We start from the raw sequence: 15490 nt of genomic DNA on the forward strand, positions 1-15490 counted from the left end.
TTGTTATAACCGTATTTGGAATGTACTAGTGACTGAATGTGGTGTCCTTGCTACAGGTCAATCATGCCCCGCAAACTAATGCGTTCAACTTGATACCCAAGCCATGGCTTGTAATCCATTTCTTGCATGGTGAATTTTTCAAAAGCTAGTGCTTCGCCTTTCGTAGCGAAGTGTTTTGAATCCGTTTGCCATTATTACCCAGTGGGTAACGTTCACAGAGCGGTGGTTTTTTGAGCCGTCTTTAAGGTTTCTGGCCGAAAATTAGAGGGTTACTCCAATAAGTTTATGATGTAGATATTCAAGGCTTCTATTAAGGTTGGAATTGGGATAAATAAATGGAGAAGCATTCCCAAGCTTAGTACTAAAGGCAAAAAAACATCGAATGCTCTTGGACTATAAGTCAAAAGCTTAATGCAATAAAAAATCCCTAGAGGTAAAAAGCAAACAACTTTCGTCCACCGCAAATTATAACTTGCCAAGCGTTCTGTTTTTAGCATTTCATCGTGCGACTGCTCTTCATGACGAAATTTGCCCCACAATAAAAATGACGGTATTGGACCGAGAGCTTTTTGCGATACTCCATCATGCAAGTTAACAATCGATACAATAGCTTGTGGTAACAAAGAATCGCCTAGACATATATATAGCCATTCACTAGCGTAGTCGTCTCCACTATAGCTAGTAATTCGTATGGAATTTGGAGGTTCGTTAGATGTATTTTTTTTCTCATTAAAGGGAACATGAGTAACGTGGTAAGGTTTTCGGATTTTTAGCAGTGTTAGTCTCACAAATAGTTTGCCTATCCAACCGTTACGTAGTCCCTCACTTAGGGCTTTACCAAGGAGGAGGGATATCTGAGCTTTATTGTACAAGAAATAGCGATATGTAGCGTAGATCAAAGCTGTGATGTATACGTAGGACCAATTATCAAGGTGTTGTAACTCGACCTTGGGTAACCCAGGTATTTCTATTGTGTTGCCAACTAAAGTAAATCCAATAGTTTGGTGTATGAAGCCAATAGCAAAAAGCGATAAAAGCCCTTTTGCTGAATTAGTGAATGTAGGCTCTGTATATGTGTCAATTGGGTTCACGACCACTTAAGAAGTCTCCATGTTTTATAGTATTAATTGTTATTTTGCACTCAGTTCCACGTCTATTGGGATAATATTCGGAGGGTCAATGATTTTTCCGTCTTCAAGCTTCCGTGCAGACTTAATTTGCCGTTTTCAATTCGCACCTATCTATGACTAATTAGAAGCAAGTAATCACAGTTCAGCTCCGAGAACTTGCTGTGTTGTGGTATTAGGATTGCATTGCCATCATTGATGTAGAGAATGCATATGTATCCAAATGAAACTTTCAGCTGCGTGTCGCATTTCCCGAGTTTCCGTCCTAGTTATCGTTTAACAGTCTTTTTATTGGCATTGCTTAAAACTGAGTCAAAAACCTTGGAGTAGGTAGATTGAACATTATCAACTGAGCTCGAGTCGACGTAGTGATCATCGCCGTGGAAGTAGTGTTTACAAAGGTCGCGTTTAACTGTATTGCGCTGTTCGCTTTCAAATTCCGAGAAGTAACCATCGATAGTTGCTAACTGAATACCTTTTTGGCGATAGCGGCGTTCGTCGGTTCGGTGCCTCGCAGACTCTCGTAGTAGATAGAATCCCGGAGTAATACCTACAATCAAAAAGAATGAACGGAGAAAAATAAGGGTATACTGAGGGGTTCCTTCTTTATCAATAAGTGCCTCATAGTCGAACGTTAGAAGAAACAGTCCGATAGATGCAATTAGCCAAATAACCCCATATAATCTCAAGCTATCTGCCGTTTTTCTTTCTTCTTGAGCCTGCTTGATGGATGAGTCCGCCAAGGCGTCAGAAGCGACGAAACTCAATGTCTTTCTGAGAGAATTATTGAGCTTAACGAATTCATCGACTTGTTCAGAAACTTTGTTATCAAGCTCAGATACCAAACCACGCGTATGTGCTATGACTTCATCTGCTTGATTTTTCGCATGAACTAAAGTGCGGTCTAAACCCCCGTTAATCTCCTCTTCGCGATTATCCATCTGAAGAATTGCGCTAGCTAATTCTCGCTCTACACGTTTCTTAACCTCTTCTGTTAGATCGTGCTGTAACTTGATGGATTGCTCTTTAAGATAAGAAACTGAATCGGCAGTTTTTGATTCTAACTCACTGATAGAGGAGCTAAGTAATTCTTTACTCTTGTTTTCAAGATTATTCGTGTGCTTATTATAATGCCTTGAAATCTGGGATATTCCACTATCAGTAGCGTTTCTAACTTCACTGTTTGCGTCTTTTACTCTAGTAACAATTTCGTTCTGGTTTTTTTCGAGTTGCTGTATCAAGCCTATGATGCGCTTATCACCTGTATGGTTTTTAGTCAATGGTTGAGAGTGACTAAAGAGTTGTAATGATTCGATTTCTGCTTTTAATTTATGTAGTTTAACTAAAGATAGATCGCTGTTTTTTATTATATAAGGTCCTTTTTCAATAAGGTCTTTAAGCTTTAGGTGGAATTTCAAAAGGGAATTTACATTAGATGAATACCAAATAGTATTTTCGTCGATTCTATCTTTACTAGGTCCTACAGTATTTCTATGAACATCCGTTTCTTCTAGCAAATGGGATAGGCTATCAAAAAACTCTTTAGCTATAAGAGTTTTGTTATCGACTGAATTTTGCCAAAATACGTATATATCTTTTAATTTTTTATAGATTTCCGAGGGTAGTGTGATGTGCTCTGCCATAATATTCCTAGCCATTTTATCAAAACGCTAAATACACCAAAAAATGGTGGCCTAGGTTTAATTTATCTTGTTACAGTAACTTTTTTATTAGATGTAGTGGAACACGGTTACTTCTTCTTCATTTCCATAGCCACACGGTCTAGAACCTTTTATATCTTCTTCTGCAACTTCAATAGTCGATTCACCGAATGCGATAGCCAGTTTTTTACCTGGTAAACGTTGTAGGGAGTTGATCGACAAGCGTCCATCAACATCAATCAGATAGTCGCCTGTTACAGGGTCGGTTGATTCTTGGTTGATGTAATAGATACCGGCATCATCTTCGACGGCTTGAGTCAGTGATGCTTTTAAGCCAAACCGCTCTAAAGTGAGGTGGTCTAACGCCATCTTGCCACTTTCTACCAACACGCCATCTAACAATTTGAATATTTGCATAGTTTCATTTGATGCAGAATCAGCCTTTTCACTTTCGAAAGGTTCACCTTCACCCAGTGCCATGTACTTTACGGATGTGCCAGTTGTTAAGTGCGTTCGAACAACTTATTCAAATGAGGTGCGGATCATGAGAATTCTATGCTTTCGATACGATCTGCTACTGCGTCGTTTGTGGTTTTTAATGTTTCATATCTCACATTCCACACCTACATAAACTTATACACGTAGGATACCATTTATGGGAATCCTAAGTGTAGGATTATATGCATTTTTGTGCATTTTGAGGCTCTTTGAACATCAATCTTGTAAAGCACTTTGAACCTTCTCTGGAGCAACAAATACTAGCCTATTTATCCTACTCTACGAGATACAACGAGCGTGGTTTGATTACAATTGGCAGCCGAAGCTGCCAATCTAAAATCAACTTATCTGTCGATTAAACTCCATCCTTGCTTCTTGTGCCTGCTGAGAGAGTTGCTCTTTGTGTTCTTTAGTCTGGGCGACTAAATCTTGCAGTGATTGGAGCTCTGCTTGCATTTCAGCAGGTAATTCATGATCCGTCAGACTTTCCTCTTCACTGTGTTCAAGCACATAGGCTCGGATTCGTTTTCGCATTGCGAGTAGCTGGGCGAGTGCCTCACGCTCTTGTTCGGCAGCTTCTTGGGCTGCGTCTCTACTGCGTTCAAATCTCGCAAGAGCCATCCCTTCAGACGACCAAGGATCCATATCGGGCAAGTCTTCGATATTAATGGTCGGTTCCACATAATCTTCTTGGTGGCGAATATCCAGGCTGGTGGCTCTGACCGCAGATACCATCAACATGACAGAGATCGCCAGCAAAGGAAGACCACCCACAATCGCAGCGGTTTGTAATGTGCTCAGCCCGCCAAGGAACATCAATACCGTTGGCAGTAAAGACAGGGTAAATGCCCAGAACATACGGTTCCAGCGCATTGGCTCTTCGGACACATTGTTTTGCACAACCGATGCCAGTATGTAGGAAATGGAGTCAAAGGTTGTTGCCGTAAAAATCACACACAGCAGAGTGAATACAGCGATAACAATTTTGCTGAAAGGAAGGGCACCAAGCATAGAAAAAATGGCTTTGGTCGCTCCCTCTGCGTTCAGGATTGCGACAACATCCAGCTCGCCAGAAAGTTGCAAAGAAAGACCGTAGTTTCCCAAAACCATAAAGAACAGAAAGCAGCCAAGGGAACCAAAGAAAATAGAACCTGTGACCATCTGCTTGATGGTTCTTCCTCTGGAAATACGGGCAATAAATAACCCCATACTCGGTGCAAAAACCAGCCACCATGCCCAGTAAAATATGGTCCAGTCCTGCGGGAAGTGAGTGTTGTCAAAGCTGCCGTATCCACCAAAAGGTTCAGCCCATGTTGCCATGGTGAAGAAATTCGAAAGCATTCTGCCTATTGAATCTAAGCCCGTTTCCAGCATAAAGATGGTGGGTCCCACCATCAGCACAAACGCGAGCAAGCCCATGGCACCCCAGAAATTGATGTTACTGAGAACCTTAATGCCTTTCTCCATGCCAGCATAAGAGGAGTAGGCAAAAATCGCAGTACAAACCAAAAGAACACCAATCTGGCTGTATGTAGTTTGGGGAATACCAAATAGCTGATACAACCCTTCGCCGATAAGGGGAGCGGCCAATCCAAGTGTGGTCGCTGCACCGCCTAGTAAACCAAAGATGAACAGCACATCAACGATTTTACCTGGCGCTTTTTGTGTACGTTCCTCACCGAGTACGGGCATCAGTGCACTGGACACTTTCAGTACTGGCTGTTTGCGCACATAAAAGAAATAGGCGATGGGTAAGGCTGGAATCAGGTAAATCGCCCACGCAATGGGTCCCCAGTGAAAAATGCCGTAAGTGGCTGCCCAGCGAATTGCTTCTTCACTTCCCGGTTCGAGCTGGAAAGGTGGGGATTGATAGTAATATGCCCATTCGATACAACCCCAATACAGAATGCTGGCTCCGATTCCGCCGCAAAACAACATGGCTGCCCATGAGGCAGTCGCAAACTCGGGTTTCTCATCTGTGTCACCTAATTTGATTTGCCCCATGTCGCTGAACACAACATAAATCATAAAGAAGAATGCGGTCATCCCCAGCGTCAGGTACAGGAAGCCCAGCTTGTCGGTCATAAAGGATTTGGCTATCGCTATCCAATGGGCACCTTCGGCAGGAAATGCGATAAGAGGAATCGTAACTAAGGTAAGTAAGAAGAGGGCACCGAAAAACGTGGGTTTATCGATTAATGAAAAGGGCTTGTCCACAAAGGTATTCCATAACAAAAATGTGGCTTATTATGGATTTGACGTTAACTTGCAGACAAACAAAGATATTTGTCCTGAGGACAAATAAAAGTGCATCAATCTGGTTAAACAAGAGAATTGATGCACTGATAAATACAAACATTACACCTATCGTAAATAGAGTACCGCATAATTGTCCTAGTCACATGTGATTGTATACTCTTGGTAAGCAACAATTAATAATGCTGCGCAGAGTAGTCATTTCTAAACTGCCTGTGCGGCAGTGAAGCGTTATAGCACCACCCGTTTGTTTTTTATTAGTTTCTAAGCTGCCTATGCGGCAGTGAAGTTACAAACCGTGCGGGTTTGTACCACATCAAGTTTCTAAGCTGCCTGTGCGGCAGTGAAGAAGCACTTATCAGCAATTTCTCTACTCTTATCTTTCTAAGCTGCCTATACGGCAGTGAAGATGGAAGCCGAACGCGAAGGAAAACCCATCAATTTCTAAGCTGCCTATACGGTAGTGAAGTCGGCGCCGATGTTGCTGAAGGCTTGGAGCATTTTCTAAGCTGCCTATACGGCAGTGAAGTACTTAGCAACGTTTGACGTTGATTATCTTGATTTCTAAGCTGCCTATACGGCAGTGAAGCACTCTTATCCACATTCTCTTTCGAGACCGGATTTCTAAGCTGCCTATACGGCAGTGAAGATAGCGGGCTTTGGTGCGCTCTTTGACGATAATTTCTAAGCTGCCTATACGGCAGTGAAGCCAACCGACGATTTTTTAGCGCTACTGCATAGTTTCTAAGCTGCCTATGCGGCAGTGAAGCGACTCCACAACTACGCAACGGTTTTATTTGATTTCTAAGCTGCCTATGCGACAGTGAAGGAATTGCATTCAAAGTTGTTAGAGATAGGTTATTTCTAAGCTGCCTATGCGGCAGTGAAGGTCGAACTATTGTTCGGTCCGCGATGGGTTTTTTTCTAAGCTGCCTATGCGGCAGTGAAGGGTAGAGTATAGAGCGGGAACGTAGGTTGTTAAAGAGCGGGTAAGAAATGAGTGCGAAAAACCCTTTTTTGAAGTTGTTTTGCAAGCCATTAAAAATCAATGACTTGCATATAGTGAAAAAAATAGGGTTTAAATTAGAACCAAGGAATGGTGGCAGTCCGGCTTAGCCCGTAGCTAGAGAATTCTCCAGCCGTTTGAGTTTGGCTGACTTCTCCCAGTTTGATGTATATCCGCATAACGTTTTTATTTGATAGGCTTCTTAGCTGCAAGTAAGGCAACGCCAGCAGAGATTGCGCCGTATCTGGAATCCGGTGAATGGCTTCTCCAGCCGACAGCCACCCTTTTTTAATGGATCGCTTACGCATATTCTGAGGGCTTTTCTTCTGAACTCTTGAAACCGTTCTATAACCCAAGATGCTTTCCGGCACGGGCGAAATAGAGCCTACTTGTGTGTAATCCCTTAAGCCTTTTAACCAAGGTTGCTCCATGAGTATCGACAAATGATGGTAGGAACCATGAAGCCTTAGGGTGTTTCCAAGCGTTTTTTGTTGCTTTGGAAAGCTTACAGCAATCTGACCTTTGCACGTTTGAGCGACCGTTCGGTGAAACTTGGCAAACAAGTTGTTCAATAGTGCAGGAGCAGACAACTCTATGTCTGGCTCCACTTGAATGTCTAAGTAGTGATCCATAGTTATTCCCCGAATACACCACCGCGAATAAGCATCGCCATAATATAATGCTGTTCGTTGATATCTGGTGTTTGGTCTTTCAGCATCCAACCATCGAGCAAGGTATAAAAGTCGGTTTTTTCCTTAGGCTTTCGGTACGCGATACCTCGGTTGGTTACGCTACCATATGGTTCAATAGCAATAGGGCCGCACTCTTCACTTTGTGGATACCAGGTATCTATGGTTCTCAGCGCATTGCCGATTTTTTGTGAATGCATCGCTGCTTGGTCATTTAGCTGGTATAAATACTTGCTCTTTTTATCGCCAGAGTTCATCACCAGTTCTTGTGAAGGAAATACGGTCTGGGCTTCACCTAACTGCACAAAGGCTTCAATCTTTATTGGGGTGGTTTGTTCGCCGAGAAGACCTAAGTTGATCTTAGACGCCAGCGCCAATAACTCATCAGTTTGGTGATCAAAGTGCTTCAGCGAGTACTCCTGTGCATCGAAAATCCAGCTATTTTCGCCACATGTGACTCGAATTTCCACTTGCTCTGCACCTACCTGATTCCTCCATAAAAAGCGACCATTAGCAATATTAGAGGCATAACGGACGGCAAGATCCTGAAATCCATCTTCTTGAACATATTCAGTGACCTTGTCAGCCAATGCCGCTTGGTATTCTGGATTGTTGCAGGTTGAAGGGGTGGCAAGGTTACCGAGTACTCGTAGTGTAAAGGAGACTTTTAGAGTATCCGCATCAAATGGTAGGGCAGCATTGTCGACAGTTTGTGGGTTAGCTTTTTCGATTTCAGCATCAATTTTACTTGCTTTTGCCCCTTTCAAACGGTTTGAAATGGTGCCTCTTACCGATTTTTCCTTTACTGGAATCGCCAGCCAGTCTGCACTGTGGCTTCTGTTATCCCAGCTACCGGAAAACATGACCGCGTCTGAGCACGCCAATTTGGATTCAAAAGCCAATACTGAAGGGGTTGTTAGTTTTGTCATGGATTTGTCCTTAATCTTCGAAGACCAATTCGAGTTCGTTAAAGTCGACGTTGTCTGGTTGTGTCGGCTGTGTATGGGCGACATAAAATGGAAAGTTGTAGTGGTAGTGCCAGAGCATATCCTGCAGTGAGTCAAGCCTGCTAGGCGCACCAACCCACTCACCAATACTGTGGACTGGCTCTACAAAGCTGACAGGAGTTTGTGCATCCCGAACATTGGCCACTTCTCCTGCAGGGTAAGTCGGCGCAATGGCTTTGTATCCAACGTGAAGAGGTACGAGATACCCTTTGGGTTTACTTGTTGGTTGCCATTTAACCTGTTCGCTGCCTTCTGAAAGTGGTGTGGTGGTTGGCTCAAATTTGATTGAGGTAAAGTTGAGCCAAGCGTCTAGCGGTTGCACCTTCTCGGTTTGATGCTCTGCCAATAAAGAGGATTGATCCGTCAGTACAAATCCGGGAAGCAAAGGGCGGAGTATTGCTTTATGGCAGTCAGATTTCGCCAGATAGCAATTCTGTATGGAGAGAATACGACCCCCAGCCAGCTTATGAGATTCCGCCAAGGTTTTCACCGCTGAGCACTGGCTCTTTACCTTATCCTCTGAGGTAATATTGAACCCTCTGGTTCTGATAACCAAAGAAACGGTCAGGTGCATTCTGCCTTCTTCATTAATTGGCGCGGTTTTGCCTTCTTTGGTTAACGGGTTACGGGTTAGGGCAAAAGAGTAAGGTTCGTAACTGGACTCTCTGTAGGCGTGTACCTGATGGTCGTGACACACAATGCCCACATCTTCGAGTGCTATGCCATCGCTCACCGACAGTTTTCTAGAAAGCGCGTGAACATACCCTAAAAAGTGCGTCACAGAGGGGAAGCCGTAAGTGGAGCCTGCAATGGCATTCGCATTGGCGATGCGAATGTTTTTTAAAATCAGGTATTGATGTGTCATACCGCTGCCTCCCTAAGGGCTTGTTTAAACAGGTTCTGCCATACGAGTACTTCGGTACTTCCTAAGCTGAATGCGGAATTGGCGCAGTGGTTAATGCTCTCTACTACCCAGAGCGCAAAGGTTTGAGCCATCTGTTCTTGCCAGTCGTCATCGTGTTTGTCCCATTGCGTGTGGTTTGGGTCTAGCCATTGTCGCTGTGCTAAGGGCAATGCTATTGCTTCGTCGCTCCAATTGGCGGGTAAGCTTTGCCATTTTCTGACTTCTGACAGCACTGTGTCTGCAATTTCGTCGACTTGCTTTGCAATGTATGCCCGGATTCGCTCGTTGCTGTCTGTTGAATGCGCATTTACCTGCACCAAAAAGCGTGTCAGCTTTTTGATGGTGTTTTGTGTATGACGGTAAATGTCGTGATGAGTGAAAATGTTGTTGCTGTGAATAGGGGCTTTTACCTGACTTTCCCACGTTGGCGGCTGGCACGAAAACAGGTAGTTTCTACCACCTCTTCCGCTATTAAGCTGGGATACGTTTTGAGGTTTTGAACCACCCGCTATCGTTACAGCAAGATTTGGGTAAGCAATGGTGTGGCGGTGGTGGGGCAGTTGCTTTTTTCTTGCCTCTCTTGCTTCAACCATCTCTTTGCTAAAACGTGCGAACTGGATGTTTTCGTAAATAGCTTGTGAAAGCGATGAAGAGTGCAAAGGGGCGAGTAGGTGATACTTTCCATCAGCAACGGGGAAATAAACCTGTTTGCTCAGTGTATGGCTGCTGGGTTTGCTGTCTTCCAACGCTTGTTTGAGACCAGTCAACCACGTTTGGAGCTGCTCATCACTTTTGGCAAAAGAGGAGAGTGGTGAAGCGTCATCTTCTTTCAGGTAATCGAGCAAAGACCGTTGATTATCATCCCGTAATTGAAGCAGTCGCGCGACATCGAGTGCTGCTGCGTTTCCTACCGCATCAACAGCCGGATGCTCTATAGAGGCGGTGTCAAGATACCTAGGATCCGATCCTAAATCCGCGGCTAAAATGTTGGTGCCTTTCGCCGCGCTGTGCGTAAATTTGATGGCATGCGTCGCCATACTTATCTGCGAAGCCCTTTTGGCGGCATTGTCTAACCAATTCTGAATAATAAAGTCGTAAGAGAGCTTTTCTCGCTTAGCGGCAAATTTTTCTTCTTCCTCTGCGATGCCTTCTGCCGTAGTGGCTTTTTGCCGAGCCTTCTCGAACTCTTTTTCTAGCAGTTCTTTTTTTGAAGCATAACGGTCTTGGATGTACTGCTCAATGGACTGTGTGAGTGATTCTGTCACTTCTCCTCCTTACAATTATTTCCTAGCCTGAATGCACTGATCTCAGTTCCTCTAAAAACCCCTAAAATGGGGTGATAAAACCAAACGGATCCCATTTCTTCTTTATTAGGTGCGCGTAAACTTAACGTGCCGAATTTGATTGATGCCTGTGTAAGGCTCATGTCGTGTTTTGATGCGAGAGATTCTATCTCTGTCGCTAAATCGAATGTTCCCCAAACCGAGACGGAAGGATTCATACTCAAGGCTTTAAATGGCGTTATGACCTCGGTTTGAATCAGTGTTTTTGAAGCATTATCCCACTGGTGGAAAGTCGGCTCGCTGTGATTTTCGCTAATCAAACAAACGTATTCGATATTGGGGGTACTTCGCCTAAAAGGTGTTTGCTTTTGAAATTCAGCAAAAAGGTGCGCATAAGGCGACTTGCACCAAGGCGCCACGGTTTCATGAAGTTTGAGCTTTATGGCTAAATGCTCCAGTTCGATAAAGCCGCTGGCTTGCTCATCGGTCAGCAGTGTTTTGTTGTCTGGTGCCAGAAAACGCGGGCTGGAGCAGATGGTGTGAAGATGTTCCTGCGCGAGTTGGCTACGCAAATCGGTGGATGACAGGCGTAAGCAATTCTTATTAGAGGCATTTTTATACACCTTAAAGGCTTGACCGCTCTCATAACCGGGGTTGATGTAGGCGGGTTTTCCGTTGCCTGCTAAAGCTTTTGTATTTTGGTTTAATACAAGAATATTGGTCTCATCTGGTGGGTTTTGCCTGTGCCGTTGCACCCGTCCTGCAAGTTGAATAATGGAGCGCATTGAGCTTGGCTCCACAACCGCCCAGTCGTAATCGTGGTCACGCCCAACTTCGGCAACAGGCGTAGCTAACACCACAAAGACATGGTGAGTTTCTGGGTAGGCATGAAGCGCATTGCGAACGGTTTCGTGGCTAAACGGGGTTTGATCGTCTTTCGCATCTCGCTGTAAAAGCTTGTCGAGTTCCTGCTCCAAAGCCGATCGCACCGCCAACGGGTGCTGGCTGTGGTACACGCAGTAGTGAATGCGTGTATCGGGCGGCGCTGGCATGGTGAACAGCTGATTTGCCACCGCGACCAAAGGCTCTATATTAGCCATGCGCACAACGCCAGTGGACAGCGTTTTCCCTTTGGTTTCCGGTTGCAATGACACTGTGCGGTGGCGGCTTGATAACGTTTGAATGCCTTTCAATACGATGTCAGAAAAGTGTGCGATGGTGCCCTCACTGTGGGCAAGTGCTGTATCGATATTTAGCCAGTTACCTAGGTGCAAATTCAGGGTGTTTTTGTTGATTTTTCTGTGCCTGGCATGTGTAAAGCTTTGGTGGGCATCTAAAAACTCAGAAGGGCTATTAAGGTCATGCGATTGGGTGTGGAACTCGTCAAACCATGCACACGTTACTGGGTGCTTCGTCTGCTGCCCTATAACGCGGTTGTATTGTTCACGACCACGCTGGTAACACGAAAACAGTGTTTTGACGAAATCGGGCGGTAATGTTGCTGAAGAGAGCAGCACCCGCGAGCCAAGTAACCCTGCAAAATAGACCAGCCGCGCAAGGGCTGGGTTGTCGTCTAATGAAAAGTCGTCGGGTTCATCCAAAACCAGATCACTGGTTAGCAAACGCAGCATGGGTGCTATCTGCTGACCACCTCGTGTGCCTTCTGATACTGGCATGATATGGTCAATGGTACTAACAGAAATGGGGGCGCTCACCAAGTTGTGCGTATTTCCTCGCTCTTTGAGCCATTTGCTCAAATGGTGATTGTCTACTTCTCCATCGTAGCGCACGTATTCGTGTTCTGGGAATAAGTCTTCCGACTCACTGCCCGTTGGATTTTCCGGTTCTTTTCCCGCTTCCTTTTTATCATCAAACAGGTCTTTGAATACTTGTGAACCAATATGCACCGCCAGATCATCGCTATCTAGATTGAGGCGTTGTTGCAAGGCGTCACCCGTTTGTAAGGTTAACGTTCGTAGCCCTAATGCCACGCTAAATCGGCAACCTAATTCAGGGTTGGCAAGCCCATACATAATTCGCGCATTGGCGAAGGTTTTGCCTTTTCCGGTCGATGCCATATTGACGCCAAAGAATCCGTTTTGCTCGGCTTTTTTCGCAACACTATAAGCGCAGTCGTAGGCTTTATCTTGCCAGCGAAATTTAGCAATGGAACTCCGGCGTTTAAACCCTTTGTGCCGAGTGATAGCGGGCATCGATGCTCTTAATTTGGGTAAGGTACGAGCCAAAAGATAAGCATTATGTGCGACACCGCAGCAATGCTCATCGAGCTTTTGCTTTTCCTTCCCTGTTGTTCTGTCGGTGTTGGCAATCGCTGCGTAGTCATCGTCCTGCCAATAGGCATTCGGCAAACCAGAGGAATACGCGTGATCAGCGAGCATCAAAGCCATTCTCGCGGTGTGCATTGGGAATGCATTATCGAGCGTTGCATATTCAGCCAAATTGGTTTGATTCAGTGCCCGCTTTGCCAGTTCAGCGGCTTTGCTGCGCCAGCGATGGCTGCGGATGGGCGTACCGAAAGGGAAGGTGACGTTGTCTTGTAATTGAGTTTGGGTAATGCCCCCATCTTTTTTTGTGTGGTTTTTTGAGTTCCACTCTGCTCCAATCCCTTCCAGCCATTGCTCTGAATCACCCAATTGTTGAGGTCTTATAAGGTTTGCTGGCAAACGATGATGCGACAAAATCAGCCAGGCAATACATTGTGCAAGAGGGGAGTTGGAAAGAGCCGTTAAATTGATGACTTGCGTTGGGTCACAATGGTTTACGAGGCTTTTATCATCAACTGAAGTAATGTTCCTTAAATGTTCTAACCATTGTTTATCGGTTCTGCCGGCGACAAATTTGATGAACATCAGGCTGGAAAGCCATTCGTGTCGATAGGGCTCATAGCCACTGGTCTTTTTCAGCTTTGCCTGAAACAAGGTGTTAGCTTTGCCAAAGTCATGAAACAGCCCCGCAATCCCTGCCATTAACGCCGATGCTTGGATGCTGTTCATCTGACTTTCGTCTTCGCTACGCAAGACATTTCTTTGAGTGGTGTTTGTGGGCACCGTACCATCGAGGTTAAATTTTTTGCGTTGACCCACAATCCACAATAGATCGGTATGGTTTTTCCCCCTAATCCAGTGGCAGGCTACCGCCGTGTTTCTTCTTGCCGACTTTTTAAGGAGTTGTCTGAGCGTTTTTAAACCTTCGTGAGTAATGGGCGTTTGCCAGGTTCGGCTTCCTTTGCGTTCTGCAAACTGGTCCAAAATTCGCCTGGTTTCTGGTAAAGCGCGTTTACTGCATTCAGACACAAGCAAAATATTCAACGGCTTGCCTCACTCTTGGTAACTTTAGATAGGGCAGACGCCGTGTTTTGTAATGTATCGATCATGGTATCGAGCGCACTGGATGAGCGGAATTGTTGCAAACAGCGTTGTCGGAATTCTTGTTCGTCGTCGCCGTTCATTGCGGCAATGAACGCCTGAGGGAGAATAAGTGCGTCTTTTACAATATCCGCGACATCAAATACCAGCCCGCCGCGTCGGGTTTTGCCATGAAGAACAGCCAAACCGTGGGGTAAACCTATAACCCAACATGCTGTCGCTGCCAGCCCATAAGCCAGATAATTGCCGTGATCTAAAAAACGATTGGCGATGTCGGTACTGTTGCCTTTCTCTGAGCGAGAGAATTCACCGTATTGGGTCGCATCACATGCCAACTTATACAGGGCTTTGGTTGTCGTCGCCTCTAGTGATAGGAGGTCTTGGGTTGTTGTGCAGGTGGCTATCTTTTCTTCAAATCTGTTGAGTGCGCTTTCTAACTTTTCTGATGAAAGAGCAAATTTGTCAGTGCGTTTTTGATGGGCATGCCAATGTTTTCTAATTTGTTTGATGCGCTCTACTTGAAAGTGCTTTGCGGCATTTAACCGTTCGGCTTCCTCGAACCAAAAGCTGACCCATTGTTGCAAGTATTCGATGGGTCTGTACTCCGATTGGGGGAGTAGCCAAGATACGTCAACCTGCACTTCATTTGCAGAGAACAGCGGTGTTCCGCCACCGCCGCAAAAACCGACTAAAACCCCTGCTTTTGCTAGCTCTCGCATCGCCGCTTGAGTGATGGATGTACCCGTACCAAGCATGATAGAAGTGGTATTGGCAATGGGGATATTCCAGTAAAGGCTTTCTTTCCCTTGATCTGTCACGTATTCGACCCTTCCCGCATTGACGAGAACCCGACAATGCTGAAGGTAATAGAGGTTGGCGCGTTTAGAGTGCAGTATTGTTTTGAGTTCACTGGGTTTGAATTCGTCAGCCACTTTTCTCTCTTGCTAAATGATTCTGTCTCATTATTGAAGCAGCTATATTACCGTCCTTTTAAAGTTGAATTGGTGATATCGATTGCATAATGCCATGTTGATGGCTGCTACCTGTACGGTAGTCAAAGTGGGTTAGAGCATCCGGCTCATAAACGGTATTTCTAAGCTGCCTGTGCGGCAGTAAAGACAAAGCGGTACCATTACCCACGAATATCGGTTTTCTAAGCTGCCTGTACGGCAGTAAAGGAAAGTGTTGCTGTTACTCGTTCACACGCTCCTTTCTAAGCTGCCTGTACGGCAGTAAAGATTTACGGCTCGCTCATCTTAAAACACGAACATTTCTAAGCTGCCTGTACGGCAGTAAAGATATCGCCAAGGACGGGGACTTTTGATTCTAGTTTCTAAGCTGCCTATACGGCAGTAAAGCTCATTGCGCCCTACGTTCTCTGAAACTTGATTTTCTAAGCTGCCTATACGGCAGTAAAGAATACAGACAATGGCGAAGCCAATAAATACATTTTCTAAGCTGCCTATACGGCAGTAAAGCGGGGGAACACTTAAGCTCAACACAAGCATTATTTCTAAGCTGCCTATACGGCAGTAAAGTTTGGTTCAGCGTTCCAAAGCTGCTCGATACGTTTCTAAGCTGCCTATACGGCAGTAAAGATGCGCGCGACCAATGAGCGTCTGGATAAATTTTTCTAAGCTGCCTATACGGCAGTAAAGCCTAAAGTATCCATT

At 45.1% G+C, this 15490-nt stretch carries 10 protein-coding genes and 2 CRISPR repeat arrays (1 of these 12 only partly in view); all 10 genes read right to left on the bottom strand.

The features are described 5' to 3' along the window. Window positions 1-269 precede the first annotated feature (269 nt). Window positions 270-1097: a hypothetical protein gene (locus INR79_RS05370; protein ID WP_223096283.1), complete on the bottom strand. Its 828-nt coding sequence runs from the start codon at window positions 1095-1097 to the stop codon at window positions 270-272. 299 nt (window positions 1098-1396) lie between these two features. Then, on the bottom strand, window positions 1397-2770 hold the full coding sequence (locus tag INR79_RS05375; protein WP_223096285.1) for a hypothetical protein: 1374 nt from the start codon (window positions 2768-2770) through the stop codon (window positions 1397-1399). A gap of 87 nt (window positions 2771-2857) precedes the next feature. Next, window positions 2858-3205 carry a hypothetical protein gene (locus INR79_RS05380; protein ID WP_262415383.1) on the bottom strand — a complete coding sequence of 116 codons (348 nt, stop codon included), beginning with the start codon at window positions 3203-3205 and terminating at the stop codon, window positions 2858-2860. A gap of 420 nt (window positions 3206-3625) precedes the next feature. Continuing rightward, window positions 3626-5503 carry a BCCT family transporter gene (locus INR79_RS05385; protein WP_223096287.1) on the bottom strand — a complete coding sequence of 626 codons (1878 nt, stop codon included), beginning with the start codon at window positions 5501-5503 and terminating at the stop codon, window positions 3626-3628. A 240-nt stretch (window positions 5504-5743) separates the two neighbouring features. Next, a CRISPR array of direct repeats spans window positions 5744-6491; the repeat unit is 28 nt; unit sequence TTTCTAAGCTGCCTATACGGCAGTGAAG. 134 nt (window positions 6492-6625) lie between these two features. After that, the gene (cas6f, locus tag INR79_RS05390; protein WP_223096289.1) at window positions 6626-7180 is read right to left on the bottom strand and encodes a type I-F CRISPR-associated endoribonuclease Cas6/Csy4; all 555 of its coding nucleotides are present in this window, start codon (window positions 7178-7180) and stop codon (window positions 6626-6628) included. A 2-nt stretch (window positions 7181-7182) separates the two neighbouring features. After that, window positions 7183-8166, bottom strand: a complete 984-nt coding sequence (csy3, locus tag INR79_RS05395; protein ID WP_223096290.1) for a type I-F CRISPR-associated protein Csy3 — start codon at window positions 8164-8166, stop codon at window positions 7183-7185. A 10-nt stretch (window positions 8167-8176) separates the two neighbouring features. Continuing rightward, a complete protein-coding gene (csy2, locus tag INR79_RS05400; RefSeq protein WP_223096291.1) occupies window positions 8177-9109 on the bottom strand; it encodes a type I-F CRISPR-associated protein Csy2 in 933 nt (310 codons plus the stop codon). Continuing rightward, entirely contained in the window at window positions 9106-10413 is a 1308-nt protein-coding gene (csy1, locus tag INR79_RS05405; protein WP_223096292.1) for a type I-F CRISPR-associated protein Csy1, read from the bottom strand. The genes csy2 and csy1 overlap by 4 nt, the downstream gene beginning before the upstream one ends. Next, entirely contained in the window at window positions 10410-13760 is a 3351-nt protein-coding gene (cas3f, locus tag INR79_RS05410; protein ID WP_223096293.1) for a type I-F CRISPR-associated helicase Cas3f, read from the bottom strand. The genes csy1 and cas3f overlap by 4 nt, the downstream gene beginning before the upstream one ends. Further along, complete coding sequence (gene cas1f, locus INR79_RS05415; RefSeq protein ID WP_223096294.1) at window positions 13757-14749, bottom strand: type I-F CRISPR-associated endonuclease Cas1f; 993 nt, start codon at window positions 14747-14749, stop codon at window positions 13757-13759. Before cas1f ends, cas3f begins: the two co-directional genes overlap by 4 nt. 158 nt (window positions 14750-14907) lie before the next feature. Continuing rightward, window positions 14908-15490: a CRISPR direct-repeat array (repeat unit 28 nt; unit sequence TTTCTAAGCTGCCTATACGGCAGTAAAG); it runs 225 nt beyond the window's last position.

Source organism: Vibrio sp. SCSIO 43132, assembly GCF_019904195.1.
GTDB lineage: Bacteria > Pseudomonadota > Gammaproteobacteria > Enterobacterales > Vibrionaceae > Vibrio > Vibrio nigripulchritudo.

Excerpts from the sequence above, each read along its gene's own strand:
- csy2 (WP_223096291.1), bottom strand. The coding sequence starts at position 9,109 with ATGACACATCAATACCTGATTTTAAAAAACATTCGCATCGCCAATGCG.
- cas6f (WP_223096289.1), bottom strand. The coding sequence starts at position 7,180 with ATGGATCACTACTTAGACATTCAAGTGGAGCCAGACATAGAGTTGTCT.
- csy3 (WP_223096290.1), bottom strand. The coding sequence starts at position 8,166 with ATGACAAAACTAACAACCCCTTCAGTATTGGCTTTTGAATCCAAATTG.
- INR79_RS05380 (WP_262415383.1), bottom strand. The coding sequence starts at position 3,205 with ATGCAAATATTCAAATTGTTAGATGGCGTGTTGGTAGAAAGTGGCAAG.
- INR79_RS05375 (WP_223096285.1), bottom strand. The coding sequence starts at position 2,770 with ATGGCAGAGCACATCACACTACCCTCGGAAATCTATAAAAAATTAAAA.